At 65.3% G+C, this 15,652-nt stretch carries 13 protein-coding genes; 3 read left to right on the top strand and 10 right to left on the bottom strand.

The window, feature by feature from the left end:
• Nucleotides 1-26: 26 nt before the first annotated feature.
• From D620_RS0111495 to rfbA, 10 genes are all read right to left on the bottom strand, one after another.
• Nucleotides 27-1,262, bottom strand: a complete 1,236-nt coding sequence (locus tag D620_RS0111495; protein WP_017665961.1) for a Coenzyme F420 hydrogenase/dehydrogenase, beta subunit C-terminal domain — start codon at nt 1,260-1,262, stop codon at nt 27-29.
• The gene (locus D620_RS0111490; RefSeq protein WP_081596590.1) at nt 1,255-2,484 is read right to left on the bottom strand and encodes a polysaccharide pyruvyl transferase family protein; all 1,230 of its coding nucleotides are present in this window, start codon (nt 2,482-2,484) and stop codon (nt 1,255-1,257) included. Before D620_RS0111490 ends, D620_RS0111495 begins: the two co-directional genes overlap by 8 nt.
• Nucleotides 2,485-2,666: 182 nt before the next feature.
• Entirely contained in the window at nt 2,667-4,118 is a 1,452-nt protein-coding gene (locus D620_RS0111480) for an oligosaccharide flippase family protein (RefSeq protein ID WP_017665958.1), read from the bottom strand.
• Nucleotides 4,119-4,150: 32 nt separating this feature from the next.
• Nucleotides 4,151-4,915: a glycosyltransferase gene (locus D620_RS0111475; RefSeq protein WP_033376748.1), complete on the bottom strand. Its 765-nt coding sequence runs from the start codon at nt 4,913-4,915 to the stop codon at nt 4,151-4,153.
• Nucleotides 4,916-4,999: 84 nt separating this feature from the next.
• Nucleotides 5,000-5,971: a GDP-L-fucose synthase gene (gene fcl / locus D620_RS0111470; protein ID WP_017665956.1), complete on the bottom strand. Its 972-nt coding sequence runs from the start codon at nt 5,969-5,971 to the stop codon at nt 5,000-5,002.
• Nucleotides 5,972-5,974: 3 nt separating this feature from the next.
• Nucleotides 5,975-7,036, bottom strand: coding sequence for a GDP-mannose 4,6-dehydratase (gene gmd / locus D620_RS0111465; RefSeq protein ID WP_017665955.1), 1,062 nt, complete (start codon nt 7,034-7,036; stop codon nt 5,975-5,977).
• 144 nt (nt 7,037-7,180) lie between these two features.
• The gene (rfbB, locus tag D620_RS0111460) at nt 7,181-8,239 is read right to left on the bottom strand and encodes a dTDP-glucose 4,6-dehydratase (protein WP_017665954.1); all 1,059 of its coding nucleotides are present in this window, start codon (nt 8,237-8,239) and stop codon (nt 7,181-7,183) included.
• Nucleotides 8,232-9,089, bottom strand: a complete 858-nt coding sequence (gene rfbD, locus D620_RS0111455) for a dTDP-4-dehydrorhamnose reductase (RefSeq protein WP_017665953.1) — start codon at nt 9,087-9,089, stop codon at nt 8,232-8,234. Before rfbD ends, rfbB begins: the two co-directional genes overlap by 8 nt.
• Nucleotides 9,086-9,631 (bottom strand): dTDP-4-dehydrorhamnose 3,5-epimerase, encoded by a 546-nt coding sequence (gene rfbC / locus D620_RS0111450; protein WP_017665952.1) that lies wholly within the window; start codon nt 9,629-9,631, stop codon nt 9,086-9,088. Before rfbC ends, rfbD begins: the two co-directional genes overlap by 4 nt.
• The gene (gene rfbA, locus D620_RS0111445) at nt 9,628-10,524 is read right to left on the bottom strand and encodes a glucose-1-phosphate thymidylyltransferase RfbA (protein WP_033376767.1); all 897 of its coding nucleotides are present in this window, start codon (nt 10,522-10,524) and stop codon (nt 9,628-9,630) included. The genes rfbC and rfbA overlap by 4 nt, the downstream gene beginning before the upstream one ends.
• A gap of 290 nt (nt 10,525-10,814) precedes the next feature.
• On the opposite strand from rfbA, the gene D620_RS0111440 reads away from it, so the two are divergent.
• The 3 genes from D620_RS0111440 to D620_RS0111430 are packed head-to-tail and all read left to right on the top strand — an operon-like array spanning nt 10,815 to nt 15,580.
• Nucleotides 10,815-11,870 (top strand): nucleotidyltransferase family protein, encoded by a 1,056-nt coding sequence (locus D620_RS0111440; RefSeq protein ID WP_033376745.1) that lies wholly within the window; start codon nt 10,815-10,817, stop codon nt 11,868-11,870.
• Nucleotides 11,871-11,880: 10 nt separating this feature from the next.
• Entirely contained in the window at nt 11,881-13,545 is a 1,665-nt protein-coding gene (locus tag D620_RS0111435) for an ABC transporter ATP-binding protein (protein WP_017665949.1), read from the top strand.
• 1 nt (nt 13,546) lies between these two features.
• On the top strand, nt 13,547-15,580 hold the full coding sequence (locus D620_RS0111430) for an asparagine synthase-related protein (RefSeq protein ID WP_017665948.1): 2,034 nt from the start codon (nt 13,547-13,549) through the stop codon (nt 15,578-15,580).
• The last annotated feature ends 72 nt before the right edge of the window (nt 15,581-15,652 follow it).

Raw genomic sequence — 15,652 nt, 5'->3', positions numbered from 1 at the left:
ACGATCCTATCCGGCCCGCCCGCCGGTCACGACAGCGGTTTCCCGATCCCGGCGACCAGACGGCGCAAGGTGCCGAGGAAGCTGCGCAGGTTCTCTTTCGCCCCGAGCTTGCGCGCATTGCCAGCCAGCGCGAGGCCGGCAAAGCGCGGCCGGCGCCGGCCGGTCAGCACCATTGCCGCCACCCGCGACAGCACCAGCCCTTTGCGGCGCGCCTGAAACGGCTGCATGTGCGCGATCTGCGCGATCTGCGTGGGTTCGGTGACGAGGCCTCCGGCGGCGACCGCACGGCCGACCAGCGCCTCGCCCTTGGCGGTGCGGGTGATCAGCAGGCTGCGGCCGTCCTGCTCGTCGAACAGCGGATTGCCCTGTTCATCGCAATGCCAGCCGTCGGCGCAGACGATGTCGGCAAACTCGCCGATCCCGTCAGGGCAGATCTTGCAGCGGAACTGCAGGTGCCGGTTGAGGATCGTGCCCCAGCTGGTGTCGTAATCCATGGTGAACTTGCGCCCGTCCGCCAATACGGCAGTGGCAAAGCCGGGCCAGCCGTCACCGCGATAGCGGAAGGCGGTGACCGCGCTTTCGTCCTCCACCCCCATCGCCTTGAGCAGCGCCGTAGTGCCGCCATAGCTGGGCACGCCCGCGCACATGAAGGCGATCATGTAGGGCACCTTGGCATCGACCCGCGGATCGTGCCGCGCCAGCTGGCGCAGGCCAGCGACGTCGCAAGGCTTGCCGACGAACACAAACCGCCCCGGCGCATCGAGCCGCGCGCCGATATCCTCCAGCGGCGAGGACGGCGCATAACGTGATCCCGCTGCCCGGAACACGTCCTCAGCCGCAGTGCTGATGGTCAGGGCGTTGCGGATCGGCGCGGTGCGATCGGCGGCGGTCTGCACCACGTAATCCGCCTCGCCCGAGGCCAGCAGGTGGGTGAGGATCGCCGACAGCGCCCCGCCCGAGGAGGCGTTGCGGCGCAAAGCCGGATCGCTGCTCCAGCCGAGCCGGGTCTCGACCAGCGGGCCCCATACCTGATGGTAATCCGCTTCCATGCTGGCCGGATCATGCGCGATCCGCGCGCCGGGGCACACGGCATCGACCAGCGCTTTCTCCTCGCGGGTCGCAGGGCGCAGGCTGACCGGGCGGCGATAGCCCTCTGCCGTGTCACGCATGGCAAAGGCGGGATCGCCCGGCGTTCCGAGCCTCGCGCACATCCCGCAGCCCGAACACAGCCCGCCCGCCGCGATGGTTTCGACATCAAGCATTCTTCGCCACCAGATCGGCAATCGTGCGGTCAACGAAGGCGGTGTAATTGCCCAGCCGCTGCTGCGCCTCGGCATTGGCGGCCACGGCTTCGCGCCGCACCGTCGGCAGATCGGCCATCGCCGCATCGAACTTTTCGAGGATCGCCGCGTTGCTCTCGGCGGTCAGATCCGAGTTCCAGTGGTAGCCGAGCGAGCCGAACAGCCCGTTGAACTTGCGGCTGTAGCCCAGCGACAGCACCGCGGTGCCCGAGGAGATCGCCGCTATGGTCGCGTGCAGCCGGCTGCCGAGCAGCAGATCGAGCCCGGCGATATAGGTCTTGGCCTGCGACGGCCCGGCAAAGCGCGGCGGCAGGATCGCGGCGGGGTAGCGCTCCTTGAGCATTTCCGAGACCGCATAGTCATCCTCGTAGGGCATTGTGTGCGCCAGCACGTGCGGCACCAGATGCAGCTCGACCCGGGGATCGGCGGTGAGGCGGTCAAAGATGGTGTCGATCAGCGCCGGATAATCGGCAGCCAGCGCGATCTTGTCGCCCTGCGAAAGGTCGCGGCGATAGAGCAGCGCCGAGACATTGACCCCTACCTTGATCGGCCCCTTGGCCAGATCGCGGCTGTCCTTGTCCGCCGGCATGGTGAACGGCAGCGCGAAAGCCACATCGGTCGTCAGGCTCGACTTATCGGCGAAGCCCATAGTCTCCAGCAGCGCCAGCGAGGTCTCGTCGCGCGCGAACACCGCGCTGGCGAGCGACAGCGCCTCGCTCGCGGCGAATTTCGCGCGCTTGGAGAAGAACGGGCCGATGGTTTGCGGGCTCAGCACCAGCTTCGTCCCCGCCAGCCGCGTCGCGAACTTGGACGACAGGATCAGGTTGAAGCGCGACCAAGGATATATGTCGGAGAAGCGGTAGCCCGCGCCGATGTCGAACACGATGTCGCAGCGGCGGAACTGGCTGTGCAGGCTGGAAAAGGGATTGGCCATCGCCTTGTAGCCGACATTGGTGAAGGTGCTCTCGTAGGGGCTCTCAGCAGTGTAGTCATAGGTCCCGCGCGAGCCGATCAGGTGGAACACCGGACGGTAGCCGGCCTTGATCACCGCGTTCGCAATGAGGTTCGAATTGGCGATCGTGAGCGCGCCCACGCCGAGGTTCTCGGACAGGAAGGTGTGCCACAGCAAACCGACATGCAGCGCCGGTCGCGTCGCGAGATCGGGAGGGGATGCGTCCTCCATGCTACACGGTTTCCCGGATGTTGCCGGCTTCGACCATCTCGAGGAACCACTGGTAGGTCTGGGCGGTCCCTTCGGGAACGCGAATCGTCGGCCTAGGCGCACAGCCTAACATTTGCGCGCCACTGCGCTTTGACGCCTTAGCCCAACCGCGATCCCTGCTCTCCAATTCATGGCAGCACAAATTACCCAAAACGCCTAGCCCATGCCAGACTTCTTATCGTAACGCGCAGACCTGCAGGCATCTGGAAGAGCATTGCAGCAAAAACCCCTACGAACAGCAGGGCGGTCCACACCAACATGGTGACAAAGCTATCGGATAAAGTGCCGACTAGGAAGCTGGCGCTCAAAAACACGGCCGTAACGCCAAGCTTTGCGGTCTGCATGGACCACAAGATCGACGACTTTTGCATCAACGCCGCGCAGTCGATAATGCAGCGCGCCGAAAACGCTATGGCAAATCCAGTCAATCCAAAGCTTGTGCCGAATGCCCAGAGTAAAGTCAGAAACACCGGCAGTTCGAGAGTGTGTAAAATCGCGGTGAATCCGGGATTTCCGCGCGCCTGCAGATACGCGAACGGGACAAAGGCGATGGCATTTGCCCAGAATCCAATCATGAGCACCTGTGCGACGAGAACCGATCTGGGATCGAGCAAGTCACCAAGCCAAAGTCGCAAGAGCGGCTCAGCCAAGCAAATTAACACGATTGAAATCAATGCGAAAAACTGCCCGACAAAAACAGCGAACTCCGCGCATCGCGCTTTTGCAAGGGCGCCATCTTCTGCGGCGAACCGTGGATAGAGCGCCTGTGTGATCGCGACGGGCACAAGCAGTGTCCGAGAGGCGATCTGGTATGGGATCGCATAGGCCGCAACCGCAAGCGCACCAAGATAGGCGCCGATCACGAAGCGATCCACGAAGAGCATTAGCGGCCCGATCAGCGAGGACACCATCACCCACAGCCCGAAACCGAGCAGCGGCTTCAACTCCTCATGCGAGAACTTAGCGAGACGGTGTTTGAAAAACTTCCGCCAAACGTTAATTGTAAGAAGCGCTGCACCAAGGCTCCGCGCAAGCAAGGCAGAGGCGATAAGATACGAGATTTCGATGGAATACAAATAAGCCGTAGCGAGCGGGAAGAGCACGATCACTGAATTGGAGATAGCATTGCTGATCGCGAGCACACCGAATTCTTCATAGCCCATCAGGGCGCCGGCCAGAACGCCATTCAAACCGACAACGATGCTGCAAAGCGCGAGGATCCAGACCGCTTTGAGCGCCTCTGACCGCAACCCCTCGTAAGTTTCGAACGGTCCTGCGAAATACCAATTTGTGAATATAAACAATAATATGGCGGTAATCAAACCAAACCCTGCCATGGCAAGTAAGGCAGAGCAAACAGCATCCGAGGGAGAACCTTCCCCCGACGCTCTCATCGCGGCAATCCTTTGCGTGATTGCGCGCCCGATCCCGAAATCGGCCGAACCGAAATAGCCCAGAACCAGCCATGCGATCGAAAGCACGCCGTACCGTTCGGCCCCTATCTGCGTAACGAAAAACGGTATCGTTACGACGGATATGATCGCCGGGAGAACAGAACTCGTCAGGGTGTAAAGGCTGTTGCGAAGAAGACGCATGCTACGGTACCAAAACCTTCCGGGATCGGGGATTACTCATAACGCGCCAAGCGGGCCACTTCGACCGAGTCCGCAAGCAACCGCCCCTTTCGCGCGGGAATATGGCGCCTGCGCCATTTTTCCAGTGCAAGCGGGATCGGATTACGCGTGACCGAAGCGACAGTTGTCGGAATGGGCAGGGCCTTCGCCCATTTCTTCACCATAAAGCGATAGGCTTGCGTGTAGCCGCCGTTAAGGGTCGCGACCGGTTGGCTGTTATGAACGACCGGGATTTCGATAGCCCACGCGGATCTGCCCATTTGCAAACCGGTCTGCACCAGATCGGTGCCGTACAAGTGGAAATCGGGCAGGGTTTCGTCAAAGCGGTAGTCACAGTCGCGCCGTAGAATGAGCAGCAGCTCGTCCAGCGAGACGATCGGAGTTGGCGCAAATCCCACCGTGCCCAGTTCCCGGCCGATCCCGACATCCCAGACGCGCCCGATATGCGAACCGTCTTTCCGGACACCGTAGGGGCCGGCAACCATCCAGTCAGGATGCGCAACATTCAGAGCGGCGATCTTTTCCATCGCAATGTCGAGCCATCCCTGAGGGAGATAGACGTCTTGATGCGCCATCAAGGCATACTTTGCACGCGTTGTTGCTAGGCCCTCATTGTAGGCTTCGGCCATGCAGCGGGCCCCGCGGATGACTGTCAGGTTCAGCCGCCCCGAGACCACGTCGGGGGAGCGCGCGAGGCATCCTGCGAGAATTTCGTCGTTGTTGACAGCCGCGATCAGCGAGAAATCATCTGCGTTCATACGGACCTCCATTGTCGTTCGTTACGTTTGAGGAGACGGCGATGCTCCATGACTTTTCCCTGCTCATGACCCTGGCCAAGGCTACTAGGCCGTCGCGCGAATATTGCCGGTGTCGGCATTTTCGAGGAACCATCGGTAGGTCTGGCCGATGCCGTCCTGCAGCCCGATCGACGGCCGCCAGCCAAGGCCGGTCAGCCGCTCGGTGTCGAGCAGCTTGCGCGGGGTGCCATCGGGCTTGTCCAGATCATGGACGATCTCGCCGGTGAACCCGACGATCTCGTTCACCAGCCGGTTGAGTTCGAGGATCGCGATATCCTCGCCGCAGCCGACATTGACGTGATCGTGGCCCGAATAGTGCTGGAGCAGATAGACGCAGGCATCGGCCAGATCGTCGACATGCAGGAACTCGCGGCGCGGCGTACCGGTGCCCCAGATCGTCATCGTCTCCGCGCCCGCCAGCTTGGCCTCGTGCGCCTTGCGGATCAGCGCGGGGAGCACGTGGCTGGAGGTCAGGCTGAAATTGTCGCCCGGGCCGTAGAGATTGGTCGGCATTGCCGAGATGAAGTCGCGGCCATGCTGCTTGCGATAGGCCTGCGCCAGCTTGATCCCGGCGATCTTGGCGATCGCATACCATTCGTTGGTGGGTTCGAGACTGCCGGTCAGCAGCGCGTCCTCCGCCATCGGCTGGGGCGCGAACTTGGGGTAGATGCAGGACGAGCCGAGGAACAGCAGCTTTTCGGCATCGTGCCGGTGCGCGGCCTCGATGAGGTTCGCCTCGATCATCAGGTTGTCGTAGAGAAAATCGGCCGGCTGGGTGTCGTTGGCAAGGATCCCGCCGACCTTCGCCGCAGCCACCACCACCACCTCCGGGCGATGCGCGGCGAACCACGCGCGTGTCGCGGCCTGATCCATCAGGTCAAGCTCCTGGCGGCTCGCCGTCACAAGCTCGCAGTCTTCCTGTGACAGACGACGCACGAGCCCGGCGCCGACCATGCCGCGATGCCCGGCGACAAACACCCGCTTGCCCTTGAGGTTGAAGATAGCCTCGCCCGACATGGCTTACAGGATCACGCCGGGGACAGGCATGCTCATCAGCTTGAGGTCGGCCTGAACCATCTCGCGCGCCAGATCGCGCACGCTGGTCTCGTGCGTCCAGCCAAGCTTGGCATGGGCCTTGGCCGGATCGCCGAGCAGCAGATCCACTTCGGTCGGCCGGAAGTAGGTCGGATCGACTTCAACGAGGCAACGCCCGTCGATGGTGCTGTAGCCTTTCTCGTCGATCCCCTCCCCGCGAAACTCGAGCGGGGTGCCGACATCCTCGAACGCCCAGCGCACGAAATCGCGCACCGAGGTGGTCTCGCCGGTCGCAAGAACATAATCGTCCGGTTCGTCCTGCTGCATCATCAGCCACATGCCTTGCACATATTCCTTGGCATGGCCCCAGTCGCGCTTGGCATCGAGGTTGCCGAGGTAGAGCCGGTCCTGCTTGCCAAGCGAAATCGCCGCGGCAGCGCGCGTGATCTTGCGGGTGACGAAGGTTTCGCCGCGCAGCGGGCTTTCGTGGTTGAAGAGGATCCCGTTCGACGCATGCATCCCGTAGGCTTCACGGTAGTTGACCGTGATCCAGAAGGCATAGAGCTTGGCTGCGGCATAGGGGCTGCGAGGATAGAAGGGGGTGGTCTCGCGCTGCGGAACTTCCTGTACGAGGCCGTAGAGTTCCGAGGTCGAGGCCTGATAGAACCGGGTCTTCTTCTCGAGCCCGAGAATGCGGATCGCCTCGAGTAGGCGCAGCGTGCCGATTGCGTCGGCGTTGGCGGTATATTCGGGGGTTTCGAAACTCACCGCGACGTGGCTTTGCGCGGCAAGGTTGTAGATCTCGTCCGGCTGCACTTCCTGCACGATGCGGATCAGGTTGGTGCTGTCGGTCAGGTCGCCATAGTGCAGCACAAACCGGGGCTCGGCCTCATGCGGGTCCTGATAAATGTCTTCGATACGCCCGGTGTTGAACGATGACGAGCGGCGCTTGACCCCGTGGACTTCATAGCCCTTGTCCAGAAGCAGTCGCGCCAGATAGGCCCCATCTTGCCCGGTTGCCCCAGTTATCAGTGCTTTCTTGGCCATTCTCGTCTTCGCCTTTGCTTGATGCTCTGCTTGCCAGCACCGGGTCCAGGTGTAGCCCGGTGCCGGGAGGGTTACAACGCCGCCAACCCGCGGATGGGGTCCGGGTAAAGGGATCTGTTCAGTGCGGCCAATTCGCTGCGTGGGTCATCCAGCGCCTCCTGCGGCCAGCGGCCGCCACCAGTGTTCGTTGGCGAGGTACCAGCGCAGCGTCTGGCGCAGGCCTTCCTCAAAGCCATGCTCGGGCGCGTAGCCCAATTCGCCGCGCGCCTTGGTCTCGTCGATCGCATAGCGGCGGTCGTGGCCGGCACGGTCGGTGACGAAGGTCTTGAGGCTGGCGCTCGCCTCGCCCTTGGCCGCCGGCGCATCGGGGTAGCGTTCGGCAAGGCCCTCGAGCTCGGCAAAGGCGCGGTCGACTTCGGCGCAGATAGTGTCGATCACGGTCATGTTGGGGAGTTCCGCCCCGCCGCCGATATTGTAGGTCTCGCCGGGCTTCCCGGTGACGAGGCAGGCCTCGATCCCGCGGCAATGATCTTCCACATGCAGCCAGTCGCGCACGTTCATCCCGTCGCCGTAGATCGGCAGATTGCGCCCGTGAAGCGCGTTGAGAAGGAACAGCGGGATCAGCTTTTCGGGGTATTGGTAGGGCCCGTAATTGTTCGAGCAGTTGCTGGTGGTGACCTCCAGCCCGAAGGTGTGGTGATAGGCGCGCACCAGATGATCGGATGCCGCCTTGCTCGCCGAATAGGGCGAGTTCGGCGCATAGGGCGTCGTCTCGGAAAAGGCCGGGTCGGCAGGCCCCAGCGATCCGAACACCTCGTCGGTCGAGATGTGGTGAAAGCGGTGGGGCGTGCCACTGCCCGCAAGCCACACGCTGCGCGCCGCCTTGAGCAGGCTGTTGGTGCCCAGGATGTTGGTGTCGATGAACGCGTCCGGTCCGCTGATCGAACGGTCGACATGGCTTTCGGCGGCGAAGTGGACGAGCGTGTCGATCGCGTGCTCGCGCAGCAAAGTCTCGACCAGCGCGGTATCGCGGATGTCGCCCTCGACCAGTTCGGCCTGTGTGCCATCGAGCGTCGAGCGGTTGCCGGCATAGGTCAGCGCATCGAGCACGACGACCCGGTCTTCGGGGTGCTTCGCGTTCCAGTAGTGCACGAAGTTGCCGCCAATGAAGCCGGCACCTCCGGTGACGAGCAGATTAGCCACGCTTCGCTTCCTCTTCGAGCATCAGGCGCAGGTTGGTGCGCCAGTGGACCGGCTGGTCGCCAAGAAAGCTGCGCGTCGCGCTGCAATCGAGCAGCGAGTAGGCCGGGCGGCGCGCCGGGGTGGGATAGTCGGCAGTGGTGATCGCGTTGATGACAGGGATGCGCTTCACAAGGCCCAGGGCATGGGCTTCCTCGGCGATCGCCACGGCGAAGTCGTGCCAGCTGATCGCGCCGTCATCGCAATGGTGGAAGGTGCCGGTGGCGCGCTTTTCGAGCAGCGCCCAGATGGTGCGCGCAAGACCCGTCGCCCATGTCGGCGCGCCGATCTGGTCGGCGACCACGCCGAGCGTCTCGCGCTCATTCATCAGGCGGATCATGGTGCGCACGAAGTTCGCCCCGCCCGCGGCATAGACCCACGCGGTGCGCACCAGCAGGTCTTCGGGCCGCAGATGATTCTCGCCCTCGGCCTTGGTGCGGCCATAGACCGATTGGGGGTTGCGCTCCGCAAAGGTCGCATAGGGCTGCGCGCAGGTGCCATCGAAGACGTAGTCTGTCGATACGTGGACCACCCGGCCGCCGCTCGCCGCCATCGCCGCGACCATTGTGGCGACCGCTATGGAGTTGATCGCCCGCGCCGTCGCTTCGTCGCTCTCGGCCTTGTCCACCGCGGTATAGGCGGCTGCGTTGATGATGACATCGGGCGCCTCGACCACCAGCCGCGCGGTCAGCATGGCGCTGTCGGCAAGGTCGACATCCTCGACATCGATCGCGTTCACATCGGCCCAGCCCGGCGCGGTGCGCTGGAGCGCGGTGCCCAGCTGCCCGCCCGCCCCTGTGATCAGCACCCTCACGCGAACACCGGCACGGCGGCGAGCGCGAGCCCGCGCGCGTCCTTCTCCGAAACCAGCGGGGCAGCGCCGGTGACCGGCCATTCGATCCCCACGGCGGGATCGTCCCAGGCGAGGGTGAATTCGCTCTGCGGCGCATAGGGCGCGGTGCACTTGTAGAGGAAATCGGTATCGTCTTCGAGCGTCAGGAAGCCGTGCGCGAAGCCTTCGGGCACCCAGAACATGCGCTTGTTGGCCGCGCTCAGCACGGTCCCGGTCCACTGGCCGAAGGTCGGCGAGGATCGGCGCAGGTCCACCGCCACATCGAACACCGCGCCGCTTGCCACCCGCACCAGCTTGCCTTGCGGACCCGGGTTCTGGAAATGCAGCCCCCGCAGCACGCCCTTTTGCGAGCGGCTGTGATTGTCCTGCACGAAGGCCAGGTCGAGCCCCGCCGCACCGAAAGCGGCGGCGTTCCAGGTTTCCATGAAGAAGCCGCGAGCATCGCCGAACAGGCGCGGCTCGATGATCAGCACGCCGGGAAGGGCGGTTTCGATGATGTTCACGCGATCACCGGGCTCTCAAGCAGCTTGAGCAGATATTCGCCGTAGCCCGACTTGCGCAGCGGTTCGGCGATCTCGCGCAGGCGATCGGTGGTGATGAAGCCCTGCCGCCAGGCGATTTCCTCGGGGCAGCAGATCTTGAGGCCCTGCCGTTCCTCGGTGATGCGCACATAGGTCGCAGCATCGAGCAGCGAGGCGTGGGTGCCGGTGTCGAGCCAGGCAAAGCCGCGCCCCATGATCTCGACCGCCATGCTGCCTTCATCGAGATAGAGGCGATTGAGGTCGGTGATCTCGAGCTCGCCGCGCGCCGAGGGCGCAAGGCCGCGGGCGCGGTCGGCCACGGTCTCGTCGTAGAAATAGAGGCCGGTGACGGCATAGTTCGATTTGGGGACCTTGGGCTTTTCCTCGATCGACACGGCCTTGCCCGCCGCGTCGAATTCGACCACGCCGAAGGCCTGCGGATCGCTCACGCGGTAGGCGAAAACCGTGGCGCCATGGGTGCGGGCATTGGCGCTCTGGAGCAGCTGCGGCAGACCGTGGCCGTAGAAGATATTGTCGCCGAGGATCAGCGCGCTCGGTCCGCCTTTGACGAAATCGGCGCCGATATGGAAGGCCTGGGCAAGGCCTTCGGGGCGGGGCTGGACCGCGTAGACAAGCGAGACGCCGAAATCCGACCCATCGCCCAGCACGCGCCTAAACTGGGCGGCGTCCTCGGGGGTGGTAATGATCAGGATGTCACGGATGCCCGACAGCATCAGCGTGCTGAGCGGATAGTAGATCATCGGCTTGTCGAAGATCGGCATCAGCTGCTTGGACACGCCGCGGGTCAGCGGATAGAGCCGGGTGCCCGAGCCGCCCGCGAGGATGATGCCGCGCCTGTGACTGTCGATTGCCATGGCGATTGCCAATTTCCCCCAGGTTGCGAAACCGCGCACGACCGCGCGCTGCATTGCAGCATAAGGTACAAAGGTCAACCGCCTTCGCCGCACAATTGCGCTCTAGCCAAGCATGGGAAATTCCAGCATTGAGATGGGGGCGATCTGCAAGGGGCGAACCGCAATTGTTACGGGACGAACGGCATATCGTGCTGGATAAATTCTTGGCCCAGTGTGTGCGGGCAGCCCTGCGCGGCGCCCCTCTCCCGCCCTGGCCGTTCCCCGCTGATGCGGAGGGGTTCGCCCGGGAATTGTCCGCCAGAATCGACGTCCATGGCATCGCCGTGCTGCTCGGCACATCGCCCGGCAGGCCCAAGCATTGGCCCGCCGAAGCGGCCGAGGGGCTGAGGAGCCTGATCCGCCGCGGGGTGCTCGCCGACAAGGTCATGCACCCGCCCGTCGCCGCCCTCGTCGAACAGCTTGCTGAAGCCGGTGCGCCCTCCATCGCGATGAAGGGCTGCGCGCTGGCCTATGGCTACTATTCCTCGCCGCCGATGCGCCCGCGCGGGGATACCGATCTGCTGATCCACGAACGCGATCTCGATCTGGCGCGAAGGCTGCTGGCCCGCGCCAGCTGGCACCGGCCAACCAATCCGCACGGCATCTATTTCCAGGAAATCTGGCGGCGCGATTGCGGGGTCAGCATGGTCCAGTCGCTCGACCTGCACTGGCGTCCGACCGACCGGCCGGCGATCCAGGATCTGCTGCGGACGAAGGAATTCTGGGCCCACGCCGAACCGCTTCCCGGCCTGTCGCCCCATGCGCTGGCCCCGGCCCCGCTCCAGCTGCTGCTCCACGCCGCGATCAACCAGACCTGGCACGAACGACACGGCTTCTTCGCCAATGGCGAACGCTACAATCAGGTGCGGCGGCTGATCTGGGCGGTGGACTGCCAGCACATCACCGCCCGCTTTGCCGCATCCGACTGGGACATGCTGGCCGATCTGTGCGCGGCGCGCGGCGCAGGGCCGGTGGTGCGCAAGGTGCTGGCGGGCGCCGCCGAGGATATCGGCCTTCCCCTGCCGGACGGCATCCTCGATCGCCTCGCCAGCGGCAGCAGGCCGACCGCGCTCGAGCATTACCTTTACAATGCCGACCTCCAGCAGATGTGGCGCGACGATTTCCGGGCGACACGGGGCCTTGCCGCGCGCCTCCGGCTTGTCCGCCTGAGCGCCACGGCAACGCGCGAGCAGCTGCTGGAGAAATATCCCGGCGCGGACGGCTGGCCGACCATGTTGCTGCGGATCCGGTGGATCGCGGCCGCCGCGGCGCGGGTCGTTTTCGGCCGTTCCCCGGCGAAAGGCTAGGCACCCTCGCATGGACCGCGCCTTCATCCTCGCCCGGGCCCGTCCCTATCGCCGCGAGCTTGCGATCATCAGTGGGCTTTCGCTGCTCAGTTCGCTGGCGACCCTCGCCCTGCCGTGGCTTGCCGCGCAGCTCGCCGCGCGGCTGGCCGGAGACGTGTCGATCGATCTTGCCGGCACTCTTGCGTTGCTCGGCGGCGCGCTCGTCGCACTGACGGCGGTCAACATCCTTGTCGCGGTCCATTCCGCCGATGCCTCGAGCCGCATCCTCGCAGGGCTGCGGGCCGAAGCCTACACCCATGTCCAGCACCTGCCGGTCTCCTATCACGACAGCCATCGCACCGGCGACCTCTTGTCGCTGATCAGCTGGGAGGTGCAGAACCTCAGCACATTCCTCGCCACCACGCTGGCCCAGCTGCCCGCCACGCTGATGACCGCAGGCGGCACCGTGGTGCTGCTGCTGCTGATCGACCCGCGCCTCGGGCTGGTGGTGCCGGTTCTGGTGCCGGCCTTCTACATCGCCATGAAGCTGCTGCGCCGCCGCCTGCGGGCTTTGGGGCAGGCGGTGCGCGATGCCGAGGTCGAGGTGTTCTATTCCGCCGAGAGCGATCTCCAGATGCTGCCGGCAATCAAGGCCTATGCGGTCGAGGACATTCACCGCGCCCGCTATGCCGGCAAGCTCGATGCGGCGCGCCAGCTGCGGCTCACCGAGGCACGGCTGACCGCCTATATCGGCCCTACGGCAGCGCTGGTCGCGGCGCTTTCGGCCATCGCGCTGCTGCTGGCAGGGAGCGGCGGCGGGACCGGGCGGAGCCCGGCGGAGCTGTTCGCCTTTCTGTTCTACGCCGCGCTCCTGACCCGCCCGATGGGGAGCCTTGCCGGGCTGTTCGGCAGCTTCCAGGTCGCGCGCGGCACGCTCGCGCGGCTCGAAGCCGTGCTCGCCGCCCCGTGCGAGCCGGGCTACGCCGCGACCGGCCCGCTCGGCCGCGCGGCGGGTGCGATCGGTTTCGAGGCGATCGACTTTGCCTATCCGGGCCGCCCGCCGGTGCTGCGCAGGTTCGACCTGTCGATCGGCGCGGGCGAGGTCATCGCGCTGACCGGAGCAAACGGCGTCGGCAAGTCGACCCTCGTCAATCTGCTGCTGCGCTTCTACGAGCCGGCCGCCGGGCGCATCACCATCGACGGGACCGACATCGCGCGGATCGACGTGCAGGCGCTGCGCCGGCAATTCGGCTATGTGCCGCAGCGCCCGCTGCTGCTCGACGACACGATTCGCGAGAACATCGTCTTCGGCCTGGCCGATCCCGCACCCGAAGCAATCGAGCGCGCGGCCCGGCTGGCGCAGGCGTGGGACTTCATCGCCGCGTTGCCCGAAGGGCTGGACACCCGCATCGGCGATGATGGCGTGCGCCTGTCGGGCGGGCAGCGCCAGCGCATCGCGCTCGCCCGGGCGCTGTTGCGCGATCCGCCGATCTACATCTTCGACGAGGCGACCAGCATGTACGACATCGAGGGCGAAGCTGCCTTTGTCGAGGATTGCGTGAAGGTGCTGGCGGAGCGGACGGTGATCATCATCACCCATCGCCCCGCCAGCCTCGCGCTCGCCGACCGGATCATCGAGGTCACCCCCGAAGGCTGGACACTGGCAGGCGGGACACCGGCAGGTGGGTCCGCCTGACATGAGCGGGATCTGCGCGGTGGTGCGGTTGGACGGGCGCTGTGCCGATGGCGGCGAGATCGCCCCCGTGCTCGCCGCCCTCGCCGCGCGCGGGCCGGACCGCAGCGGTGCGGCCTGCGATGGCCCGGCTGTGCTCGGCCACGCGCTCAACGCCACCACGCCCGAATCGCTCGCCGAGCCGATGCCGCTGCGCCACCCGGACACAGTGTGCATCATCACCGCCGACGTGCGTCTCGATAACCGCGAGGATCTGATCGCCCGGCTCGGGCTGGATCCGGCCGGACGGGTCATCGGCGATGGCGAGATCATCCTTGCCGCCTACCTGAAATGGGGCCGCGATTGCCCGGGGCAGCTCCTCGGCGATTTCGCCTTCGTCCTGTGGGACCCGCGCCACCAGCGGCTGTTCGCCGCGCGCGACAAGGTGGGGATGCGGCAGCTGATCACCCACTTCGCGCCGGGCAAGGTGTTCGCCTGCGCCACCGACGCCCGCGCCCTGCTGGAACACCGCGATGTGCCACTGCGCATCGACGAGGGCCGGATCGCCGATCTCATCCAGGCAATGGAGGCGATCGACGAGACCTCGACCTTCTTTCTCGACCTCAAGAAACTGCCCCCCGCCCATGCGCTGGCGATCGAGCACGGTGCGCTGAGGACGTGGCGATACTGGCGGCTCGAACCGGCCGAGGTGGTCCGCCGCGCCAGCGATGCGGAATACGAGGCCGCGTTCCTCGAGGTCTTCACCGAAGCGGTGCGGGTCCGCTTGCGGTCGTCCGGAACGCTCGGATCGATGCTGTCGGGCGGCATGGATTCGGGTTCGGTCGTCGCGGTCGCCGCGCGGCTGCTGCACGATGCCGGAGCCCCGCCCCTGCGCACCTTTTCGGCGGTGCACACCGATCCCGATTGTGCCGAGACGCAGGCGATCCGCACCGCGATGGCGATGCCGCACCTCGATCCCCGCACCATTTCGAGCGGCGATCTGGGCGCGGTCCGCGACGAAGTGGCGGCGATGATCCGCGGCTGCGCGGAGCCCTTCGACGGGCATATGGCGATGGTCATGGCGGTCTATGCCAAGGCGCGGGCGGACGGGGTGAGGGCGATGCTCGACGGGGTGAGCGGCGATACGACGCTCGGCCCCGGCAATGTCGTGCTGTGGCATCTTGACGCCGGGCGGCTGTGGCAGGCCTGGCAGGAGGCGCGCGGCAACGAGCGCTACTGGGGCCACTACCAGCCCGCGGCCCGCGACTTCACCCGCCTGCTCTACCGTCGCCATGTGCCGGCGCCGGTGCAGCAGGCGTGGCGCGGCCTGAAGCGGCAGGCCGGCATCACCCCTCCCGGCGAGATGGTTCTGCTCAACCGCGCATTTGCCGAGCGGATCGACTATCCCGCCCGGCAGGCACGGTTCCGCGAGCGGGTCGCCATGCCCGACAATGCCTTGCCCGAAGCCCGCGTGCGGCGGATGCTGCATCCTTTCGCGATCGCGGCCCGGGAACGCTATGACCGGGTCGCAGGCGCTTTCGGGATCGAGCCGCGCGATCCCTTCCTCGATCCACGCCTGCTCGAATTCTGCCGCACCCTGCCGGTCGACCAGATCCAGAATGGCGGCTGGCCCAAGCTTATATTGCGCCGCAGCATGGCAGGGCTGATGCCCGATCCGCTGCGCTGGCGCACCGGGCGCACCCATGTGGGAAGCTGGTTCGTCGAGGCGTTCCAGCCGCAGTCTCCCGCCGTTCTCGCAGCACAGCTTGGCGCTGGCCTGCGCCATTTCGTTGACCCGGCGGCAGTGGCGCGTCTTGCATCAACATTCTGTAACGATTCCGCACTTCCGTCATTTACGATACCTCGCCGACTGGAATTCGGGGATCGCGGCCACGCGGAAGATTGGAGATTTGCAATGACCAAGTTCGACAACGCGCTTAAGGCTGCCTACGCCCAGCCGAAGCTCGCCGTCTATGGCGGTTTCTCCCAGCTGACCGCGGCCGGCAGTCAGGGCGGTCAGGAAAACGCCACGATGACCGGCCCGTCCTTCATGGCCTGATTGGCATCGAAACCGGCCGGAGGCGGATGTCTCAGCCCGTTTCAGGTGTTTACCGTCGCCGGCTTGCCCTCG

This window comes from Porphyrobacter sp. AAP82 (genome assembly GCF_000331285.1).
In the GTDB taxonomy this organism is placed as follows: domain Bacteria; phylum Pseudomonadota; class Alphaproteobacteria; order Sphingomonadales; family Sphingomonadaceae; genus Erythrobacter.
The sequence above is the reverse complement of the archived record's forward strand: the minus strand, read 5'-3'. Positions and strand labels throughout refer to the sequence as shown.